The following is a 21,233-nucleotide window of genomic DNA, read 5'->3' as shown; positions in this document are numbered from 1 at the left end:
ACCATGTGCGACGAATGAATCCGGGGCGGACGAACAGATCATCGCCTTTCCAGCCCGAGCCGATGCATTGCTAATTTTCTTCGCAAATGGAACCCCGATGTCCGTCTCCCGTTAGCAGTCCGCAAACCGGCTGGCGGTGCATTGCGGGAAAAAGCATGTCCGAGACCGACGCCACAGTTGATCGCAAAGCGCAAAAGACAGCTGAATATGACGGACCGTCCGGCGGTTGGGGATCGCTCAAGGCGATCGCAAGAATTTTCGGAAAGGAATGGGATACACCCGCAGCCCTCGAGACGCTGAGACGCCAGAACAAGCGGAAAGGTTTCATGTGCGTCTCCTGCTCGTGGGCGAAGCCGGCCGATTATCACGCCTTTGAGTTTTGCGAAAACGGCGCCAAGGCCACGCTTTGGGAGTTGACGACGCGCCGTTGCACTCCGAATTTTTTCGCCAACCACGTAAGCGAGCTGCGCAACTGGAGCGACTATGATCTGGAGCAGCAGGGCCGCCTGACCCAACCGTTGCGTTATGATCCCACGAGCGATCATTACGTGCGTTGCGAATGGGAAGAAGCCTTCTCCGCAATCGGATCGTCATATTACCCTGAAATGAATCCGTTGATCGCCCTGTCGCACCACGATGAACAATCGAAAACGCCCGCCGCAAAATCGGTCCAGGTCAGGATCCGCGCGTAATCCCCGGAATACGCGCTCTGAGGATTGACGCTTTTCAGAAGACGGATGCATGCAGATCTTCCGTCCCGGAGCCAACACCGTTGCCAAGCTGGTGCTGGCATGTCTCGGAGTGGTGCCGGTGTTAGCGGTCGGACTTGCGTATCAGATTGTCGGCTCGCCTTACATCACGGTTCAGAACGTGACCCGCAATCAGCCGGTGCCCTTCAGTCACGAACACCATGTCGGCGGGCTCGGGCTGGATTGCCGGTACTGCCACACGTCTGTCGAAAAGGCGCGGTTCGCAGGATTGCCGCCGACAGAAACCTGCATGACTTGCCATTCGCAGATCTGGACGAATGCCGAGATGCTGGAGCCGGTGCGCGCCAGTCTCGCCGAAAACAAACCCATTCACTGGCAGCGCGTGAACCAACTGCCGGATTACGTCTATTTCGATCATTCGATACATGTCGCCAAAGGCGTCGCTTGCACGACATGCCATGGGCCGATCGATCAGATGAAATTGACGCGGCAGGCCGCGCCTCTGACGATGCAATGGTGCCTCGATTGCCATCGTGATCCGGCCAAGGGGATTGGTCCGCGCGAAGCCGTGTTCGATCCCGGCGCGAAACCGCTGGTCAACGACGAAGAGCAGGGACGCAAACTCGTCGAGTCCTATCACATTCGGACCGATCACCTGACGGATTGCTCGATATGTCACCGCTGAGCGAACTTCCCGTCAAAGGCTCGCGATCTTTCGAGCGAGGTCCAGGTGGGCTGAACCGGCGTCAGGCGCTAAGACTGCTCGCTGCCGGAGTTACGACCAGCCTTGCGGCCTGCACCAAGCCGACCGAAGAGATCATCCCTTATGTGAGTCAGCCCGAACGCCTCGTCCCCGGCGAAGCCCTGAAATTCGCGACAACGCTTTCGCTTTCGGGCTTTGGCCGCGGCGTCATCGTCACCTCGATCGATGGCCGACCTATTAAGGTCGAGGGTAATCCGCGGCATCCGGCAAGTCTTGGCGCGACGGACGTCTTTGCCGAAGCAGCGGTTTTGTCGCTTTATGATCCAGACCGTTCGCGCACCATCCTACACGACGGCGCTATCGCCTCGCCTGACGCTTTGCGCCAAGCCGTCCAGGCACAGCATCAACGGATGTTGCAGCGTAAAGGCGAAGGCTTTCGGCTGCTGACCGGCCGCGTAAACTCACCGACGCTGTTGCGACAGATCGACGATCTGCTGCAAACGTTTCCGACCGCCACATGGCATGCCTATGAACCCGTGGAGGCGAACACCGAGCAAGCCGGCGCAGAGCTCGCCTTCGGAAGGCCTCTGAGCATCGTTCCAAGGCTCGAACAGGCTCGTATCCTCGTCAATCTCGACGCGGACCCGCTCGGCCATGGTCCCGACCAGTTGCGTAACGCGCATGGCTTTGCGTCCCTACGCAAAATTTATGCTGACCAGTTCTCACGCATCTACAGCGTCGAGGCTGCGCCGACACTCACCGGCGCCAAGGCAGATCATCGGATCGCCCTCCATCCTCGGCTGATCCCCGAGTTCGCCATTGCGATTGCTCATGCGATGGGCGCAGGCGTCCGCCAGCCGGAATTGCCGGACAACGCGATGCGGCTCGCAAAGCAAGCGGCGGCCGATCTCTCAGCCAACCATGGCCGCGGCATTGTGCTGGCAGGAGGCGCGCTGTCCGCCGAGGCGCACGCGCTAGTGCACTGGATCAACGCTCGATTGCAGGCGCCCATCGAGCTGCTCGAAATCAGCAAGACCGCAGGTGGGCGGCTGCCCGGCACCCTTTCCGATCTCGCGCGCGCCCTGGATGCCGGCACGGTCGATCAGTTGGTGGTGGTCGGCATGAACCCTCGCTACGACGCGCCTGCTGATCTGGATTATGCCAGCCGTTCGGCAAAGGCTGCGTTCCGGCTGCACCTCGGACACTATGCCGACGAGACCGCCGCGCTTTCACAATGGCATGTTCCGCAGACGCACGAACTTGAAGCATGGTCGGACTTGCGATCGAGCGATGGCACGGCAAGTCTGGTGCAGCCGTTGATCCGGCCGCTTTTCCGGAGCTGGACCGAACACGAGTTGCTCGCGCTACTGATCGGGCGACCAGATGCGTCGCCTTACGACCTCGTCCGCGAAACGTGGCGGTCACAGGCGCCCGGCGAATTCGAGGAATGGTGGACGCGTGCTTTGCACGATGGGGTGATTGGCGGCAGCGCCGGCGTGGCGGCATCCGTTGGAGCACCCAAGCTGCCGCAACTTTCGCCGGCGGCGACGTCCGGCAGCGAACTTACACTCGTTCTGCGTCCTGATCCTTGCGTGTGGGACGGCAGATTTGCCAACAACGCGTGGCTGCAGGAATGTCCAAAACCGCTGACGAAGCAGGTATGGGGCAATGCGCTAGCGCTCAATCCGCAGCAAGCCTCACGTCTAGCTGTCTCCTCTGGAGACGTCCTTGCAATTTCTGCGGCTAACCGAATGATCGAAGCCCCGGTCGTCGTCGAGCCCGGCGTGGCCGATGGTGTCTTGAGCCTGACGCTCGGTTTCGGCCGTAGCAAGGCAGGCGCAATCGGAAACGGCGTCGGCGTCAATGCCTACGCGCTCCGCACGACCCAGGCTCTCTGGATCATTCCCGAAGTGGCGATAGCCAAAACTGCCAAACGCGAAGAGATCCTGACCACCCAGAATGTCGTTCGCAACGCAGACCACATGGGCGACCTGTATCCTCTGCATAAGTTGGCGCAACTCGGGGCGCTGCAAAACGGTTCGACGGGCGGACCGAAACCCAGCCTGATGCCGGAGCGCGCCCGCCCGGAGGGCGGTCACTCCTGGGCCATGGTGATCGACGCGTCCGCATGCATTGGCTGCAACGGCTGCGTGGTCGCTTGTCAGGCGGAAAACAACGTGCCGGTCGTCGGTCCGGAGGAGGTGGCACGCGGACGCGACATGCATTGGCTCCGGGTGGACGTGTACGACCATGGCTCGTCCACTGACCCGAAACTCGGTTTCCAGCCGGTGCCCTGCATGCATTGCGAGCACGCGCCATGTGAGCCTGTCTGTCCGGTTGCGGCCTCCGTGCACGATGGCGAAGGCCTCAACGTGCAGGTCTACAACCGATGCATCGGCACTCGCTTCTGCGAAGCGAACTGCCCGTACAAAGTGCGTCGCTTCAACTTCTTCGGATACAGCAACGGCGAGGAATACGCCAATCTCGGCCTTGAATCCTATCGCGGGCAAAAAAATCCCGAGGTAACGGTACGCGCGCGCGGCGTCATGGAGAAGTGCACCTATTGCGTTCAACGCATCAGCGCTGCTCGCCGCGCCGCGGAGCGCGAGGGCCGCCCGATCGGGCTCGATGAAGTCAAGACGGCGTGCCAGAGCGCCTGCCCCACTAACGCGATCACGTTTGGCGATCTTCAGCAGAAAGATTCTGCGGTCGGCCGGCTGAAACGCGAGCCCCATCACTACGAACTGCTCGGCCATCTCGGCACCCGCCCGCGTACCACCTATTTGGCGGATGTTCGCAATCCCGCGCCGAGCTTCCGTGAGGACGGGACATGACGGTGGTACTCGAGCAAGCCTCGCCGTCGCGCCATCGCTGGATCGCAGCATCGCGTGCGAGTGACCTCGAGATCACGCAAGCGGTAGCCGAACCATTGTTTGCACGCGCCGGAGCAGCGTGGTGGATATGCATGCTTGTAAGCCTGTTGTTTGTGTTGTGGTTCGCAGGATCGATCGGTTGGCTGTTCTACAAGGGCATTGGAATCTGGGGCGTCAACTCCACCGTGGTGTGGGGCGTTGCCATTGCGAACTACGTCTGGTGGATCGGCATTGGCAACGCCGGCACGCTGATCTCGGCGATGCTGCTACTGACCAGGCAGAAGTGGCGCGGATCTATCAATCGCTTTGCCGAAGCGATGACGCTGTTCGCTGTCACCATCGCCGGAATCATGCCGATCGTGCATGTTGGTAGGCCGCTTTATGTCTACTGGCTCGCGCCCTACCCAAACACGATGGCGCTTTGGCCGCAATGGCGCAGCGCGCTGGTTTGGGATTTCTGGGCAATCGTGAGTTATCTGCTGTTTTCGATTCTGTTCTGGTACGTCAGTTTGATCCCGGATTTGGCGACCATGCGGGATCGAACGACCACGCGCGCTGGTCAATTCCTGTATGGCGCGTTTGCGCTGGGATGGCGCGGTTCGGCTGTGCATTGGCGAAGGCTGAAGACTTGGCACACCACGATGGCCGCGCTCGGCGTTCCCCTGGTCTGTTCGGTGCACTCGATCGTCGGGCTCGACTTCGCCGCGAGCTTGATGCCGGGATGGCAGGAAAGCATCTTCCCACCCTATTTCGTTGTGGGCGCGATGTACTCCGGCTTTGCAATGGTGATCGTACTCGCTCTCGGCTTTCGCTGGGGCCTCAATTTGCAGGCAATCATCACCCGCAAGCATTTTGAGGTGATGGGCAGAATCCTGCTGATGGCCTCGATCGTCATGGGCTACTCCTACGCAACCGAATGGTTCATGGGATGGTACGGCGGAAAGCAAAGCGATCGCAGCCTCGTCGCTTTCGAATTCACGGGTACCTATGCGCCGCTGTTCTGGGCCTTGCTAGCCTGCAATGTCGTGCTTCCGCAGACGCTGTGGTTCCCACGCGTGCGGCGATCGCTGCCGGCGCTGTTCGCGATTGCGATCGCAATCAACATCGGGATGTGGCTGGAGCGGATCCTGATCATCTGGAATACGCTGTCGCACGATTACATGCCGACGCTATGGCGGTCATTCCACTTCACTTTCTGGGACTGGTCATTCCTGATCGCGCCGCTCGGCTTTTTTGCATTTCTATTCCTGGTTTTTGTTCGGCTGGTGCCCGCGGTATCGATGTTCGATATGCGTGAGCTTGCACATCAGGAACGCGCAGCATGAGCGGCCCTCTTGTCGCGGAATTTCGCGATCCTGAAACGCTTCGGCAGGCGCTGAGGCGGGTGAAGGAAGCTCGGCACCTGCCGCTCGATGCATTCACGCCCTACCCGGTCCACGGGCTTGACGAGCAACTTGCAGTCGCTCCTTCTGGCATTCGTTTTGCCATGCTGGTCGGTGGCCTGATCGTTGCCGCGCTCGCCTTCGGCTTGCAATGGTATAGCGCCGTCATCGATTATCCGCTGAACGCTGGCGGACGCCCGCTCAACTCATGGCAAGTGTTCCTGCTGGTCCCCTTCGAGGTCGGCGTGTTCGCCGCGGCCCTTTGCGGCGCCATTGCCTTCCTGTGGTCGTGTGGCTTGCCGCGCCTGCATCATTCGCTGTTCGAAGTTCCCGGCTTCGAGCGGGCGACGCAGGATCGCTTTTTTCTTCTGGCGTCGGCCGAACAAAACGACCATGCGGCACGCCACCTGCGCGAGGTCTTGGAGCGCTCGGGCGCCGTGGTCGTAACGGAGGTTCGCCAGCCATGACGAACCGCATTCCGCTTTTTCTTGCGGCCGCTCTGGTGCTGGGCGGATGCGACCACTCGATGACGAAGCAAAATCGCTATAGCACCTATTCGGCCGCCGCCCTGTTTGGGGACGGCACCGAAGCGCAGCCCTTGCCGGTCGGTGTTGTGGCGCAAGGCGATCTGGCTCGCGCGATCGAGTCCACCAAACCTCCGCGAGCCGATCCGCAGCTGCTGGTGCGCGGCCGTGAGCGGTACGATATCTTTTGCTCTCCCTGTCACGGGCTGTCCGGAAAGGGAGACGGCATGATCGTGCACCGCGGTTTCCCGGCACCGCCCTCCTATCACATCCCGCGGCTGCGGGCTGCACCAGCACAGCACTTCTTCGACGTCATCACCAACGGCTACGGGATCATGTACTCGTATGCGGCGCGCGTAGAGCCGCGCGATCGCTGGGCGATCGTGGCTTACATCCGCGCGTTGCAGGAGTCGCAGAACGCCAAAGTCGCCGACGTTCCCGAGTTGGGGGGCAAGCTGCCATGAGAACCGCGGTCGCAAGGCTCGCAGCGACGAGAATAGCGCATCCGCCGCTGCTGATTGGTTTGGCGGTACTCATCCTAGCGGAAGCACTGTTGCCGGTTTTGGGATTGTTGATGCCGATCAGGCTCCTGCTGCGCGGCTGGTTGGCTGCATTTGCCGTCTGGAGCTGCATTCCGATCGGCAGCATGACCCTGCTGCTGATTCATCGGTTGACGGGCGGAGAATGGGGACAAGCCGTGGCACCGGTGCTGCGTCCCGCCGCGATGCTGACACCACTGGTTGCGCTTGCATTGCTGCCCGTGCTGCTCGGGCTTCGAGATGTCTATCCGTGGGCGGCTGATCCGTCGACCATCCCCACCGATGTCGGGCGGTGGTATCTCAACGAAGTTGCGTTTGTGATCCGCGCCTCGATGGCGCTCGCTGGCTGGTCGTTGCTGGCGGTCATCTTCGCCGCGGGTCCCGGTACCCAACTGTTGGCTGGACTGGGATTGGCTTTTTTCGGTTTGACGATCAGCCTCGTCGCGGTCGACTGGTATCTCTCGCTCGAACCGCACTACGTGGCGACCGCGTTCGCCGCGATGATCGCGGTTCAGCAACTGCTCGCCGCATTGGCGTTTGCGGTCCTTATCAGCGGGCCAACGATCGACGGCAAAGTGGCGGGAGATCTGGGAGGGCTGTTGATCGCAACCCTGCTCGGTGTCGTCTATCTCGAGCTGATGACGTTCATCGTCGCCTGGTACGGCGATCTGCCGGACAAATCAGCTTGGTTTATCAAGCGAGCGGATTCCGGTTGGGTCGCCGTTCTCATTGTCGCGATCCTGTTCGGCGCTGTTTTGCCATTCAGCATGCTGCTGATCAAGTCGATCCGCGACAGTCAGCGCGGACTGCGGATAGCAGGATCGCTCATCCTGTTCGGCACGACGCTGCATATCGCCTGGCTGCTCGTGCCGGCGTTCGAGGCTCAAGGCGCCATCGTCGCGGTCGCTTGCGCGGTGCTCGCGATTCTGGTGCTCGCCTCGCTTCTGATTGGATCGGCACTGCAGCGCGTCCTGGAGGCAAGCCATGCCGAATGAGGAAATGGGTAGCCGGGCGATTCCGCAGCCGCCTGACGTGGCGACCGGAACCGTAATTCTCTCAGTGGCGGGGTTCTTGAGCCTGGTCGCAGTGGCGATGATTGCTCTCTTTTTCTATCTCAAAGTCGGCGCGCCAACCGCCCTCAGGCAGCCGACCCAACACGATTTTCCAAAGCCGGCGCTTCAGACCAGCCCGAAGGAGGACCTCGCGCGGGTCGAGTTCGAGCAGCGCACCGGGCTGTCGGGCTATGCGTGGATCGATCGCTCCAAAGGTCTCGCGCGAATTCCGATTGACGAGGCCATGCGGATCGTCGCGGCAAAGGGCGATCACGCCTATGACGCGCTCGAGCCCTCGACGACCCCGTCGGACCCTGCCAAGCCGGAGGGAGTTCGCCCGTGAAACGCGCGCTGTTCATTCTGGTGCTTGCGCTTTGGCCGGCGGCGGCCTGCGCTGGACTGACTGAAGCGCAGATCGGAGAAGTCGCGCTGTCGCCGCCGCCCGGGGCGCGCGTGCCGATGTCCCTCGTTTTGAAGGATCTTGACGGCCGCGACGTGACGCTTGGCCATGCAATTGGCGGACGTCCCACATTGCTTCTGCCGGCCGATTTCACCTGTTCCCAGATCTGCGGACCGGCGCTATCGATCACAGCGAATGCCTTGCGCCAGACCGGGCTTAAGGCCGGTCGCGACTATAGCGTCGTGGTGTTCGGGATCGATTCGCGCGATAGCCTCGAGGACGCAGGGCGTTTTGCGACAGGCCAAGTCGGCGGCCCCGGTGTATCCGTGCTCAGCGGCAACGGCGAAGCGATCCGCACACTGTTAGCCGGAATTGGCTATCACTTCCAACGCGACAAGGGGAACGCCGCAATCGCGCATCCAGCGGCTTTCGTCACGCTGACGGGCGACGGGAGAGTATCGCGCGCCCTGTCGAGCCTCGCCTTGCAATCGAACGATCTGCGACTGGCATTGATCGAAGCGAGTGACGGCAAGATTGGCGGCCTCGCGGGCCGGATCAGCTTGCTCTGCTACGGCTTCGACGCGGTCCATGGCATCTACACGCGACAGATCGCGATGCTGCTCCGAATTGCCGGGGGATCGACGGTGATGATCCTCACGGGGGCAATCGGTTTGATGCTGTGGCGGAACCGAAGACGCGGAGCTTCGGTATGAACGCGATCTTCAGCCTGCCCGAGGCCACCACGCATGCGGTTCGGGTAGACCAAATTTTCTACGGACTGCTGATCCTGTCCGGATCGACCATGCTGCTGGTGTTCGCGCTTCTTATTATCTTTGCGGCCCGTTACCGGCGCGGATCCAATGCGAAGCGTGGGCCGCTCCCCGAGATCGTCAACCGTGAATTCGAGATCGGCTGGACCTCGGCAACCCTGTTCCTGTTCGGATTTTTATTCTGGTGGGCGTCTTCTGCCGACATCAAGGGTATCGCGGCGCCGGCGAACGCGCTGGAAGTGCACGTCCTCGCCAAGCAATGGATGTGGAAGACCCAACACTCCAATGGCGCGCGCGAGATAAATGCGCTGCACGTTCCCGTCGATCAGCCGGTCCGGCTGGTGATGACGTCTCAGGACGCCATTCACTCCTTCTTCGTTCCGGCTTTCCGCGTCAAGCAAGATGTACTGCCGGGGCAAGACACCTCGATTTGGTTTCAGGCCACCAGAACAGGCGTATTCCCGCTGCTGTGCGCTGAATATTGCGGCACCAATCATTCGGCCATGCGTGGCCGCATCGTGGTGATGCGGCAAGAAGACTATGCCAATTGGCTGACCAAACAGCCGGAGGGCGACGACCTCGCACACGTTGGCGCCAAGCTGTTTGTGGCCCAAGGCTGCTCGGGGTGTCACGCCGAAAGCTCGAGCGTGCACGCGCCGAAACTCACCGGACTCTATGGACGAACCGTCCAGCTCTCGGACGGCCGTCAGGTCAAAGCCGATGACCAGTACATCCGGGACTCAATCTTGCAGCCGAAGCGCGACATCGTCGCCGGTTACGAACCAATCATGCCGAGCTTTGCCGGTTTACTCGATGATGGGGAAATCCAGAGTCTGACGGCGTACGTGCGCTCGCTGGGATCGGAAAAGGCGGGAGCGGTAACGGAGCAGCAAAATGACTGATGCTTTGCTGGCCGGCGACCTGCCGCTGCCGTCCCGTCCTGACTACCTCCAGCACGGCACCTCGGTCATCTCGTGGCTGACCACGACAGATCACAAACGAATCGCAATCCTGTACGCCGTCACCATTACGATATTCTTCTTTTTGGGAGGCGCAGCCATCACGGCAGTACGGCTTGAACTGTTCGTGCCGGATGGGGGCCTGTTCACTTCGGATACCTATAATAAGCTATTCTCGTTCCACGGCATCGTGATGGTGTGGTTCTTCCTGGTGCCGTCGATCCCGAACACACTCGGCAACTTTCTTCTGCCGCTGATGATCGGCGCGCCTGACGTGGCATTTCCGCGCCTCAATTTGACAAGCTGGTACCTGACTATCGCGGGAGGCGCTTTCACAGTCTATGCGCTCCTTGCCGGAGGCGTTGATACCGGCTGGACGTTCTATACGCCCTATTCGACGATGTTTTCGAACAGCCATGTGTTTGCCGCCGCGGCGGGGGTTTTCATTGCGGGGTTCGCAAGCATCGCTACCGGCGTGAACTTCATCGCCACCACGCACATGCTGCGCGCGCCGGGCATGACCTGGTTCCGGCTTCCTCTGTTTGTGTGGGCAATATACGCGACGTCGATCGTGATGGTGCTGGCAACCCCGGTGTTGGCGATCTCACTGATGCTGGTGATGGCTGAGCGCTGGCTCGGTCTGCCGATCTTCGATCCTGCCCATGGCGGCGATCCGATTCTGTTCCAGCACCTGTTCTGGTTCTACTCGCATCCCGCCGTCTACATCATGGTGTTACCCGCGATGGGCGTGGTTTCCGAAATTATTCCCTGCTTCGCGCGTCGGCGGATATTCGGCTACGACTTCATGGTCTATGCGATGATTGCGATTGCCGGGATCGGATTCTTCGTGTGGGGACATCACATGTTTGTCTCCGGTCAGTCCCCCTACGCCAGCCTGATCTTTTCGTTCCTGTCCTTTATCATCGCCGTGCCTTCGGCGATCAAGGTTTTCAACTGGACGGCCTCGCTCTACCGAGGTCAGATCACTTTCGAAGCACCGATGCTTTACGCGCTCGGTTTCGTCGGATTATTCACGACCGGCGGGCTGTCTGGGCTGTTCCTGGCGTCGATCCCTGTCGACATCCACGTCACCGACACTTATTTCGTAGTAGCGCATTTCCATTACATCATGGTCGGAGGATCGGTATCGGCATTCTTCGGCGGCTTGCACTTCTGGTGGCCGAAGATCACCGGCAAGTTGTATTCCGAATGGTGGGCGAAGTTTGCCGCCCTCCTGATGTATTTCGGATTCAACTTCACGTTTTTTCCGCAATTCGTTGCCGGCTACCTCGGCATGCCTCGCCGTTATCACACCTACCCACCGGAGTTTCAGGTCTACAACGTGATGTCATCGGCCGGTGCGGCGGTGCTGGCGGCAGCATACCTCCTGCCGCTCGGCTATTTGGCATATTCGCTTTTCTACGGCGCTCGCGCCGGCAACAATCCTTGGAACGCGACGGGACTGGAATGGACAACATCATCCCCGCCGCCGCCAAAGAACTTCGACCGCCAGCCTCGCGTCGATCGCGGACCATATGACTATCACGCCGAAGGGCAATCGGCGGGCACCGGCGCTCCCGAACTCCAGAACGCGGGAGAAGTCCGATGAGCGAAGTAACCGGCCTGCTCAGAGAGCCCTGGGAGCATTTCGAGCGCCAGCGCGGAGCGGGCAAGTTCGGCATCTGGGTGTTTCTGGCGAGCGAGATGCTTTTCTTCGGCGCGCTGATCCTGACTTATACGGTGTGCCGGATCGAACATATGGACGCCTTTGCGGCAGCGGGGCGAGAAACCAACATCTGGTATGGCACGACCAACACCGCGATTCTTCTCACGAGCAGTCTCACGATGGCGGTTGCATCCCAGGCGGCAGCGGCCGGCCAGCACCTTCGACGGCTGGTGGTGGCTTGCCTGACATTAACCGCGGCTCTCGGCCTCGCTTTCCTGGTGGTGAAGGGATTTGAGTACAAGGAGGATCTCGACAAGCACCTCTGGCCGGGCGCGCAATTCTCACTGCACGAGCCGGGTGCTCAATTGTTCTATGGCTTGTACTGGCTGGTCACGGGAGTGCACGCCATTCACCTAACGATCGGCATCACGTTGGTGGGCCGGCTGGCGCTGCTCGGGCACCTGAAGAAGCTGCAACTCGACGAAAATCCGGAGATCGAGGTCACCGCGTTGTACTGGCACCTCGTCGATATCATCTGGATTTTCCTTTATCCCCTGATCTATCTGCCGGGGCGAGTCTCATGACCAACCAGAACGGCGCGAGTGCGAGCATCGAGCGTCCGACGACCGCCTGGACGCTGTGGCGTCGCAACGGCGTGATCTGGGCGGCCCTGTTGTGCCTGCTTTTTCTAAGTCTCACTCTTGCTTATGTGCCAATGGGCCTCTTCACGCCGACCGTGGGCATTGTGATCGCCTGCATCAAAGCCAGTCTCGTCGTCTTGCTTTTCATGGAGCTTGCGGGTTCGAAGGCATTGATCAAGCTCGCAGCGCTGGCGGGGGTGATTTTTGTGGCCACCCTGTTTGCGCTGACACTGGCCGATGTGTTGGCAAGAGTTGGCGGCTAATGAGACGCCGTTGCTTCCGCCAACTTCCATGGCATACCGCGGCTGGGAGCTGCCGCTGCGCTCAGGACTTTGCCGAGCCAGGTTCGGCGTGTTGACGATGCTGCCTTGCCAGCACACCCGCCGGCAGGACGCTTGCGACACTCGACTGAATCTTGTTTTTCAGTCCGGTGACAACATCACCATCACCGCGCATCATCGCGTCAAAACCGGTCTTTGCGACTTCGGCCGCGTCGTCCTTTTTAGAGGTACCGATCGCGGTATCCATCATGCCTGCACGTTCAAAAAATTTGGTTTCGGTGGCGCCGGGCATCAGACAAGTCACTGTAAGGTTTGTGTCGCGCAACTCTTCACGAATGGCGAACGAGAAGGAGTCCAGGAAAGCTTTGCTGCCGTTATAAACTGCTTGGAAACTTCCCGGCGTAAATCCCGCGATTGAGCCGGTGATCAGGATGCGACCCGCGTTTCGGCGGCGCATATCGTTTCCGACCTTGTGAATCAAATATACCGTTCCGGTGATGTTGGTATCGATCACCCGTCGTGCCTGATTGAAATCTTGATCGAGGAACGCATGTCCGAGACCTCGACCAGCATTGGCCAGCAATGCATCGACCGGGCGGCCGATCCGCTTTGAGGCTTCATACAACGTGTCGACGCCTTCAATGGTCGAGAGATCGGCTTGTACAGTTTCGACCGCTGCACCCATCGCCCGCATTTCCGTTGCTGCCGTTTCGATGTCCGGCTCATCGGCCGCGATCAACAGATCAAAGTTCTCACGCGCGCAGCATTTCGCCAGTTCCAAACCAATCCCGGTAGAAGCGCCGGTGACAATCGCAAATTGTCTGTTGGCTGACATAGCAGTCTCCTTGATTCTTGCGACAGCGATTTGGCTGCTAACGGTCGCCTGTGTGATGCGTTCCGGACCCTGCTCCTACGCTGGATGGAACCACTCACCGGTCCCAGAGCTTCTTACCCCGCGACAACTTTGTGCTGAATGCGAGAGGGCTGAGTTCGAAAACATGACACGGCCATGGCGCGAGTTCTGATCGGTACGTCGGGCTGGCACTATCAGTCCTGGCGCGGGCCGTTTTTTCCCAAAGGTCTGCCGCTGAAGAACCAACTCCAGTATTATTCCAGCCAGCTCCCAACCACCGAACTCAATGGCGTGTTCTATCGCACGCCAACACCGGATGCGGTGAAAGCCTGGCGCGAGCAAACCGGTAAGAATTTTATCTTCGCCTGGAAAGCATCCAAATTCATCACGCACTGGAAGCGGCTCTCGGAGAAATCGGTGAACAGCCTCGAGCTGCTGGAAGATCGATTATCGCTGTTAGGGCCGAAGGCAGGTCCGATCCTGTTTCAATTGCCGCCAAATTTCGAGGCCAATGCCGACCGACTGACCTCGTTTTTCAAACTGCTATCGAAGAAGCGCCGCTACAGTTTCGAATTTCGCCACCCGAGTTGGTATGCGCCGGCCATTCTGCGGCAGCTATCGGACCAAAACATCGCGCTTTGCATCTCCGATCACCACGACGCGCCGGCGCCCTGGAGGCGTACGGCAAATTTTGTCTATGTAAGGGGACACGGACCTCAGGGACGCTACAAAGGGCATTATCGGCCGGAGACGTTAGCCGGCTGGGCCAAGCGCATCAGGTCCTGGAAGAAGCAGGGCTGCGACGTCTTTGTTTACTTCGATAACGATCAGAAAAGCGCCGCGCCGGCAGACGCCCTGAAATTGCGGCAGCTACTGGACTAGATGCCACCGCTCGCAATCGCTTGCGATGCCCTTTTCAAAGCTGGGACTTTGCGCCCTGGCCCACTGTCAGTGTCCGGGCCCCTGTTATCATTGCACTTTTCAAAGACTTCCTTTCGAGCACAGCCGCGCTTGGTCTCTCAACCAGAGGCCAGCCGCAACTAAAGATCAAAGATGCAAACTCGGTCCGGGAACTCCTGACCGGAACAAAGGTTTTCCAATCCCCAGAGTTCACCAAGGAGTTGAGGATCATGATGAAGCTTAAATTGGCGATTGGCGCGTTAGCTATTGCCGGGCTGGCCAGCTCTCCCCTCGCGGCAGAGGCGAAATCGCATAAACATATGAAGCATCACTCGTCCATGAGTTCGTCCAAGACGACCACCGGCGCAAATATGAAATCGAACAAAGGGTCTGCGGCCAATCCCTCAAGTCAGGGCAACGCGGGTCCGGGAACGAAGCAACAATAACGGCGAAACAGCGCTGTGGAATTTGAGTAATTGGACGGTCGCTGAGCGTCGAGAGATGCCGTCGGTGCAAGCACGGCGGAATCTCCCGGCGCCTGGTTGCGAGCCGCGCACGCGGCTATTTTTGCGGGCTCGGTTGGGTAGTGCGCGCCGTCTTACTACTCGACTTGGCGCACGGTCGCCGGGGCCGGAATCCTCATCGAGGTAAGGTTGCGCGTGTCGAAATAGGATTCGATAGCCGCGGCGCTGCCTTGTGCATCCGCCAGCGCGATATAGCCGTCAGGTCGAACCAGATAAACCGCATTGCGCCGCAGGCCCACGTGAGCCGTCTCGGCCTGCCATGGAAATACGTGCAGTGATATTTTTCTGGCCTCGCACGCCGCCCGGATTTCGGAGCTTGCCTCGCCATACACATGGACTTGCCAGTCCAGCGATCTGAGCGGCGCGAAATTGTCCGCGTCTAAACCGCTCCTCACGGTTTTGACCCAAGGGAGACGATCGCCACCTTGAACAGTGCCTGCCGTCCCCTCGCTTAAGCTGCTGCCGCGGTAATTCACCACCGACTGCGAGACCGTGCGGAACATGAACCGTCGCACCACCTTGAGTGAGAACAGCGTGGGGATCAATGCCGGGACGACATGCAGCCGCAGCAACCTCGCGATTGGGCCCGAGCTCGTGACGCCCGTGAAGGCCTGATCCGTCGTGGCGACCAACCGCCGCGCAAAAGCGATCCGCTCCGGCTCATAGCTGTCGAGCATCGAGAGCTTCGCGCGTCCGTGCAGGACGGCAGCGAGTTTCCAGGCCAAGTTCACCGCGTCGCCAATGCCGGTGTTCATGCCCTGCCCACCGACGGGACTATGGATGTGGGCGGCATCGCCCAGCAGGAACGCCCTTCCCTTCCGGAAATGGTTGGCGACCCGATGGTGCACACGGTAGGTCGAGAACCAGCTCACACGCGTGACCGCGATGTGCATCCATTCGATCACACGCTGGCTCACATCATCCCAAGACAGCTTCTCGTCCACATCTTCGGCTTGATCACGCACCGTTCCGACGAGGCGCACGCGGCCTTCGCCCCGCAACGGAAAGACCGCGAGAAAATCGGTTGCGTCCAGGCCTACGTGCAGATCGCCGTCCGTTGCCGCTCCGCTTGCCTCGACATCCGCCACATAAAAGAGATGAGCATAGGTCCCACCGGGAAAGCCGATCCCCAATCCTTCGCGCACGGCGGAATGCGCGCCATCGCAGCCAGCAATATAGGCCGCTTCGCAGGTCTCCAGCTCTCCATCGGAGCGTTTTAAAGATGCGCGCACACGATCGGTGGAATTCTCAAACTTCAGCAGCTCGGTCCGGCGCTCGATCTCAACTCCGGCTTGCGAAAGGCGAGCGACCAACAAACGCTCGTGCTCGTCCTGTGGATAGATCAAGGCGAACGGAAACGGGCTAAGGCCCGCACCCATGTCGCCGAACACGCCCCGCGCCACCTTTTTGCCTGCGACCCAAAGATTCGCCGCGATAACTCGCCGTCCCTGAGCAACAACTGCATCCGCGAGACCGATCTGGCTGTACAACTCGAGCGTGCGTGCCTGCACGGCAAGCGCGCGCGAAGTCGTGCCCGGCCCCTCCGTCTTGTCGATAATTCGGACGCGCACGCCCAGCTTTGCCAACCACAGCGCCAGAACCAACCCCGTCGGGCCCGCGCCGATGATGAGAACGTCGCTCTCAGGACCCAAAGAGACACTCATGGTCTAAAGCTGAATTGGAAGCCCGACGCCATAATCCAGCTGCACATTGAACTGGCGATCGGGAGTACACAAGTCGGCTTGTTGCTCGCATTGCTGATCGGCGCACCGCAGGATAAGTAAGTCTATGAGGGCTCAAAGGGTCTTCCAGCTAAAGAATTATCCGATCTGGTCCGTAATCTCTTGTGGCGATCCGAGGTCAACGCGATAATAAACGAATAACGGCGCAATTCAGACTGAGGCCAACATCCAGATCGGTTATCCATAAAACAAAGCACGCCACGGCCGGCTAAAACGGCCGGCAAGCCAAGGAGGATTTTTCATGCCGAGCGATTTTCGCAAACTCACCCGCCGCGGCCTTCTTGCGGGCACCGCTGCTGGTGCCGCCTTCATCGCGGCGCCCTCGATCTTACGGGCGCAATCGCAATCATTGAAGATTGCGGTAGTGCTGCCGCAGTCGGGATACCTCGCCCAGGCCGGACAGAGTTGTCACCGCGGTGCGCTGGTGTCGTCATCCGTGCTGGCCGATATGGGCCACAAGGTCGAACTCGTGCATATCGATATGGAGTCCAATCCGGATGTCGCGCGGACGCAAACGGAACGAGCGATAAACGAGGGGGCGCAATGCGTGGTCGGCGCCTTCGACTCGGCTGGTACGCTGGCCATTGCACAGGTCTGCGAACAGCGTCAGGTGCCGCTGATCGTCAACATCGGCGCCGCGCCTCAGTTGACGGAGCAAGGCTACAAATTCCTGGTCCGCAATTTTCCGACGGGGGGAATGCTCGTTAACAACGGCCTGAAGCAGATCAAGGCCCTCATCGACGCAACCAAGATCGCGCCGAAGACAGCGGTGTTCCTGCACGCCAATGACAACTTCGGAATGGCGCAACGGCAAGGAATGGACAAGGTATTCCCGACGGCGGGGCTTCCGTTCCAACTTCTTGAATCGATCGCCTACGATCCCAAGGCGCAGGATCTCTCGGTCGAGGTGACGCGGATTCGCGGCCTCAATCCGGATTTGCTGCTGGTGGTGACGCGCGCCGCCGACGCCATCAAGCTGGTGCGCGATATCGTTCGTCAGAAATTCCAGCCCATGGGCATTATTTCGCCCGGCGCACCCGGCCTTTACGACGAGGAATTTTACAAAGCGCTCGGCCCACTGGCCGACTACCACATCGACGCCATTCCATGGGCCAATCCAAAATCAAAGATCACTCAGGCGCTGGAAGGTGCGTTCAAAAAGCAGCAACCGAACTATCGTTTTGCGGTAGAGTGCTTCAATGTCGGCTTCACTTTCGAGGCCCTGCTGATCGCGGCGGATGCGTTCAAACGCGCAGGCACGGCAACCGGACCGGAGCTTATGAAGGCGCTAAAGGCCACCAATCTCACCGATCACGCGATGATCGGCCCGCCAGTCAAATTCGACGAAAAGGGACAAAACGTCGACATTCCCTCCAGCTGCGTCCAGAACCGCGCTCAGACGCCGACGGTTGTGCTACCCGCAGATGTGGCAACCATGACGCCGGTGCTGCCGGAGCCGCCGTGGCAGGGCCGGACCTGATCCTGACAATGATGGCATGGTCGGGAGACATCGCGCCCAAGCGTGATGTCTCCTCCTCAAATTAATCGCGGCGGCGCGGGCTGGAGTTCTAATGGCGTCGATAACCTTGAATGTCATCGTTCAAGGACTGCTCACCGGGCTCGTCTATGGACTTATGGCACTCGGCCTGTCCGTAATCTTCGGCGTGATGCGCGTCGTCAACTTCGCGCATGGCGAGTTCACCGTGGTCGGGATGTACGCAGCCTTCGTATTGTTTGAGACGCTGCATGTCGATCCGCTCCTGGTGTTGCTGCCCATCGCTGCGGCATTTTTCGGCATCGGCTATGTGCTGCAACGGACCCTGATCAATCCTTTTATCGGCCGCGCCGAGCACGAGCAGTTTATTTTGCTGGTCGGCCTGGCAACGGTTCTCGTCAACGGGCTGCTGCTGATATTCGGCCCGGATGCCCGGCCCATTAACCTGCCCTACAGCTTCGATAGCTACGCAGTCGGGCCGATGTTTCTCGACAAGATCAGGGTCTTTGCGGCGGTCGCGGCAATCACGGTGGCGGCGGCGCTGTTCCTGTTCTTCCGATATACCCGCACCGGGACTGCCATTCGCGCATGTGCCGATAATTTGACGGGAGCAGCCGTCGTCGGGCTCGATGTCAAGCGGCTCTATGCCGTGACATTTGGACTGGGGCTCGCCTGCGTTGGAGCGGCCGGTACTCTCATGGCAACCATTGCCGACGCAGCGCCAGGACTGGCTCAGGCCTATACGCTGCTTGCGTTCACGATCGTCATCATCGGGGGGCTCGGATCGATGGTAGGAGCGCTGATCGGTGGTGTCCTGATTGGTATCTCGGAGGCGCTGGCAGGATTCTACATTCAGCCGTCGATGAAGAGCATGTTCTCCTTTGCGCTGCTGATCATCGTGCTGGTGTTACGTCCGCAGGGGCTGATGGGACGTCGCTTGTGAATACAATCTGGTTTCAGACGCCTTTGCGCGGAAAGGCACTTAGCCTGTTGCTGCTATTGATATTCGCGGCAGCCCCGATTGTAGCCGACCGCTATCTGCTATCGGTCCTGATACTGGTTTTCTACTTCACCTATCTTGGTCACGCCTGGAATCTGCTGATGGGATTTGCCGGGCAATTATCCCTCGGCCATGCACTCTATCTCGGGCTTGGCGCCTATACGGCGACGGCGCTTTGGGTGCTGTTCGGAATCGGCCCTTGGATCGGCGTGTTCATTGCGATCCCGATTGCCGCGGCGGCAGGCCTATTTATCGGCTGGCTCGGGTGGCGGTTCGCCATCGAGGGCGTGTACTTCGCGTTGCTCACGATCGCTTTTGCCGAGTTCACACGTATCGGTTTCGACCATCTGCAGGTTACAGGCGCCGCCGGGGGACTATTCCTGCCGGTGAATGGCGATGCCGCTGGCAAGTGGTGGAATCTCGGCGGCGGACCGTTGCTGTATTACTATCTGTCGCTGGGCCTGGCGATCGCAGCCACGATATTGGTGGCCCGGCTGCGGCAATCTCCGCTTGGCTACCGCTGGCTCGCGGTGCGCGAGGATCCGCAAGCGGCCCAAGCGGTGGGTATCGACGTGTTCCGCGCCCGGATGCTGGCGATGCTGATCTCCTCCAGCATGACGGCTGTCGGCGGGGTCTTTTACGGATTTTACTACCGCAACCTGTTCCCCTCGCAGGTGTTCGACATCGGCCGCTCGATCGAACTTATTCTCGCTCCCATCATCGGCGGGTTGGGCACGATTTTCGGGCCGATAGTCGGTGCGATTATTCTCACGCCTCTCGGAGAAGGCCTGACCGGAATCATGCAGAGCCTCGGCCTGAACGCACCAGGCGTAAAGGCAATCTTCTACGGCTTGACACTGATGGTGATTATTTCCCTCCAGCCCAATGGTGTTTGGCCCTGGTTGGCTCGCCATCTGCGTCTCGATAGGCCGCGCAAATGACAGGCCTGCTGTCAGTCACCGACGTCAGCAAGCGCTTTCGCGGACTTACCGCCGTCAGCCGCGTCAGTTTCGATGTTCAGCCCGGCGAGATGTTCGCGGTAATTGGGCCGAACGGCGCCGGCAAAACGACGTTGTTCAATATGATCGCCGGAGCGATGGCGCCCGACGGCGGCTCGATCACATTCGCGGGCGAGAAGATCCACGGATTGCGCTCGGACCAGATCGCACAACGTGGCATCGGCCGGACCTTTCAATTGGTAAGGCCGTTTCCGTCGCTTTCGGTCGAGGACAATGTCGTGGTCGGCGCGCTCATGCAGACGAACTCGCTGGAAGGCGCCCGCAGCATCGCGCACGAAGTCATGTCGCAGCTCGACCTGCTCAGCAAGCGCGCGCAAATCGCGTCAAGCCTCACGCTTCCGGACCGCAAGCGCCTGGAAGTCGCGCGTGCTCTGGCGGGTCGGCCGAAACTTCTGCTGCTTGATGAGGTCATGGCGGGCCTGCGGCCGACCGAGACCGATCGCATTGTTGCCATTCTGCGCGACCTCAATCGTGCGGGCCTCACCATCCTGCTGATCGAACATGTCATGAGGGCAGTAGCCGCGCTGGCATCGCGAATATTGGTCCTGCACCACGGGGCTGCAATTGCTGAGGGAACACCGGACAATGTGCTCCGCAATCCAGCCGTGATTGAATCCTATCTCGGTGCGGAGGCGCTTTAGTGCTCAAGATCGAAAGCCTCAGCGTATTCTACGGCGATGCCCAGGCCCTTGAGAACGTATCGCTCACGGTCGAACAGGGCGCGATCGTGGCGATCGTGGGTGCGAATGGCGCGGGGAAGACCTCGCTGATCCGGACGATCGCGGGAATGCTTCGGCCAAGCACGGGTCGGATCATGTTCCGAGGGATTGATATTGCCGGCCTGTCCAGCCATCGCGTATGCAACCTCGGCATTGGCCAGGTCGCAGAGGGTCGGCAAATCTTTCCGTCTCTCACAGTGGCGGAAAATCTGGACCTTGGTGCCATGCTCCCGCGGGCCCAACAGAGCCGCAACCGTAATCGCCAGCGGGTTCTCGCCATGTTCCCGAAACTATCGGAGCGACTAAGCCAAGCCGCCGGAACGCTTTCCGGAGGTGAGCAGCAGATGCTTGCCATTGCACGCTGCCTGATGGGCGAGCCGGAACTCATCATGTTCGACGAGCCGTCGCTTGGACTCGCGCCGACCGTTGTGCACGACGTGCTCAAGGTCATTCGCGATCTCAACACCGCCGGAATGACCTG

The 21,233-nt window shown here is 60.0% G+C and carries 21 protein-coding genes and 1 pseudogene; 20 read left to right on the top strand and 2 right to left on the bottom strand.

Features of this window, described 5'->3' with window-relative positions; genetic code table 11:
- Window positions 1-155 precede the first annotated feature (155 nt).
- The 13 genes and pseudogenes from VJV58_RS00245 to VJV58_RS00185 form a co-directional block, all read left to right on the top strand.
- Window positions 156-587: pseudogene (locus VJV58_RS00245) on the top strand (formate dehydrogenase); the annotation flags it as partial.
- A gap of 154 nt (window positions 588-741) precedes the next feature.
- Window positions 742-1,395 carry a cytochrome c3 family protein gene (locus VJV58_RS00240; protein WP_324135296.1) on the top strand — a complete coding sequence of 218 codons (654 nt, stop codon included), beginning with the start codon at window positions 742-744 and terminating at the stop codon, window positions 1,393-1,395.
- Window positions 1,383-4,247, top strand: coding sequence for a 4Fe-4S dicluster domain-containing protein (locus VJV58_RS00235; protein ID WP_324135295.1), 2,865 nt, complete (start codon window positions 1,383-1,385; stop codon window positions 4,245-4,247). Before VJV58_RS00240 ends, VJV58_RS00235 begins: the two co-directional genes overlap by 13 nt.
- Window positions 4,244-5,611 (top strand): NrfD/PsrC family molybdoenzyme membrane anchor subunit, encoded by a 1,368-nt coding sequence (gene nrfD / locus VJV58_RS00230; protein ID WP_324135294.1) that lies wholly within the window; start codon window positions 4,244-4,246, stop codon window positions 5,609-5,611. The genes VJV58_RS00235 and nrfD overlap by 4 nt, the downstream gene beginning before the upstream one ends.
- On the top strand, window positions 5,608-6,135 hold the full coding sequence (locus tag VJV58_RS00225) for a DUF3341 domain-containing protein (RefSeq protein WP_324135293.1): 528 nt from the start codon (window positions 5,608-5,610) through the stop codon (window positions 6,133-6,135). The genes nrfD and VJV58_RS00225 overlap by 4 nt, the downstream gene beginning before the upstream one ends.
- Window positions 6,132-6,656: a cytochrome c gene (locus VJV58_RS00220; RefSeq protein WP_324135292.1), complete on the top strand. Its 525-nt coding sequence runs from the start codon at window positions 6,132-6,134 to the stop codon at window positions 6,654-6,656. Before VJV58_RS00225 ends, VJV58_RS00220 begins: the two co-directional genes overlap by 4 nt.
- A complete protein-coding gene (locus tag VJV58_RS00215; RefSeq protein ID WP_324135291.1) occupies window positions 6,653-7,726 on the top strand; it encodes a hypothetical protein in 1,074 nt (357 codons plus the stop codon). Before VJV58_RS00220 ends, VJV58_RS00215 begins: the two co-directional genes overlap by 4 nt.
- Window positions 7,716-8,126: a hypothetical protein gene (locus VJV58_RS00210; RefSeq protein ID WP_324135290.1), complete on the top strand. Its 411-nt coding sequence runs from the start codon at window positions 7,716-7,718 to the stop codon at window positions 8,124-8,126. Before VJV58_RS00215 ends, VJV58_RS00210 begins: the two co-directional genes overlap by 11 nt.
- Window positions 8,123-8,896, top strand: coding sequence for an SCO family protein (locus VJV58_RS00205; RefSeq protein WP_324135289.1), 774 nt, complete (start codon window positions 8,123-8,125; stop codon window positions 8,894-8,896). The genes VJV58_RS00210 and VJV58_RS00205 overlap by 4 nt, the downstream gene beginning before the upstream one ends.
- The gene (coxB, locus tag VJV58_RS00200; RefSeq protein WP_324135288.1) at window positions 8,893-9,855 is read left to right on the top strand and encodes a cytochrome c oxidase subunit II; all 963 of its coding nucleotides are present in this window, start codon (window positions 8,893-8,895) and stop codon (window positions 9,853-9,855) included. The genes VJV58_RS00205 and coxB overlap by 4 nt, the downstream gene beginning before the upstream one ends.
- Window positions 9,848-11,521, top strand: a complete 1,674-nt coding sequence (locus VJV58_RS00195) for a cytochrome c oxidase subunit I (protein WP_324135287.1) — start codon at window positions 9,848-9,850, stop codon at window positions 11,519-11,521. Before coxB ends, VJV58_RS00195 begins: the two co-directional genes overlap by 8 nt.
- Window positions 11,518-12,162: a cytochrome c oxidase subunit 3 gene (locus tag VJV58_RS00190; RefSeq protein ID WP_324135286.1), complete on the top strand. Its 645-nt coding sequence runs from the start codon at window positions 11,518-11,520 to the stop codon at window positions 12,160-12,162. The genes VJV58_RS00195 and VJV58_RS00190 overlap by 4 nt, the downstream gene beginning before the upstream one ends.
- Window positions 12,159-12,482: a cytochrome C oxidase subunit IV family protein gene (locus VJV58_RS00185; RefSeq protein ID WP_324135285.1), complete on the top strand. Its 324-nt coding sequence runs from the start codon at window positions 12,159-12,161 to the stop codon at window positions 12,480-12,482. Before VJV58_RS00190 ends, VJV58_RS00185 begins: the two co-directional genes overlap by 4 nt.
- Before the next feature lie 61 nt (window positions 12,483-12,543).
- On the opposite strand, the gene VJV58_RS00180 is transcribed toward VJV58_RS00185, so the two are convergent.
- On the bottom strand, window positions 12,544-13,335 hold the full coding sequence (locus VJV58_RS00180; protein ID WP_324135284.1) for an SDR family NAD(P)-dependent oxidoreductase: 792 nt from the start codon (window positions 13,333-13,335) through the stop codon (window positions 12,544-12,546).
- A gap of 174 nt (window positions 13,336-13,509) precedes the next feature.
- On the opposite strand from VJV58_RS00180, the gene VJV58_RS00175 reads away from it, so the two are divergent.
- The gene (locus VJV58_RS00175; protein ID WP_324135283.1) at window positions 13,510-14,235 is read left to right on the top strand and encodes a DUF72 domain-containing protein; all 726 of its coding nucleotides are present in this window, start codon (window positions 13,510-13,512) and stop codon (window positions 14,233-14,235) included.
- Window positions 14,236-14,483: 248 nt separating this feature from the next.
- Entirely contained in the window at window positions 14,484-14,699 is a 216-nt protein-coding gene (locus VJV58_RS00170; protein ID WP_324135282.1) for a hypothetical protein, read from the top strand.
- Between the two features lie 155 nt (window positions 14,700-14,854).
- Here VJV58_RS00170 and VJV58_RS00165 read toward each other — a convergent pair whose 3' ends face one another.
- Complete coding sequence (locus VJV58_RS00165) at window positions 14,855-16,441, bottom strand: FAD-dependent oxidoreductase (protein WP_324135281.1); 1,587 nt, start codon at window positions 16,439-16,441, stop codon at window positions 14,855-14,857.
- Window positions 16,442-16,760: 319 nt separating this feature from the next.
- Between VJV58_RS00165 and VJV58_RS00160 the strand changes: the two genes are divergently transcribed.
- The 5 genes from VJV58_RS00160 to VJV58_RS00140 all read left to right on the top strand — a co-directional run.
- Window positions 16,761-17,999, top strand: a complete 1,239-nt coding sequence (locus VJV58_RS00160; RefSeq protein ID WP_324135280.1) for an ABC transporter substrate-binding protein — start codon at window positions 16,761-16,763, stop codon at window positions 17,997-17,999.
- Between the two features lie 91 nt (window positions 18,000-18,090).
- Window positions 18,091-18,957 carry a branched-chain amino acid ABC transporter permease gene (locus VJV58_RS00155; RefSeq protein WP_324135279.1) on the top strand — a complete coding sequence of 289 codons (867 nt, stop codon included), beginning with the start codon at window positions 18,091-18,093 and terminating at the stop codon, window positions 18,955-18,957.
- Window positions 18,954-19,955, top strand: coding sequence for a branched-chain amino acid ABC transporter permease (locus VJV58_RS00150; RefSeq protein ID WP_324135278.1), 1,002 nt, complete (start codon window positions 18,954-18,956; stop codon window positions 19,953-19,955). The genes VJV58_RS00155 and VJV58_RS00150 overlap by 4 nt, the downstream gene beginning before the upstream one ends.
- Window positions 19,952-20,674: an ABC transporter ATP-binding protein gene (locus VJV58_RS00145; RefSeq protein ID WP_324135277.1), complete on the top strand. Its 723-nt coding sequence runs from the start codon at window positions 19,952-19,954 to the stop codon at window positions 20,672-20,674. The genes VJV58_RS00150 and VJV58_RS00145 overlap by 4 nt, the downstream gene beginning before the upstream one ends.
- Window positions 20,674-21,233 (top strand): ABC transporter ATP-binding protein (locus tag VJV58_RS00140; RefSeq protein ID WP_324135276.1); only part of this gene is annotated, 560 nt, incomplete at its 3' end. The genes VJV58_RS00145 and VJV58_RS00140, both read left to right, overlap by 1 nt.

Origin of the sequence: Bradyrhizobium sp. (genome assembly GCF_035273305.1) — a bacterium.
Lineage (GTDB): Bacteria > Pseudomonadota > Alphaproteobacteria > Rhizobiales > Xanthobacteraceae > Bradyrhizobium.
This window is presented reverse-complemented; position numbering and strand designations above follow the sequence as displayed.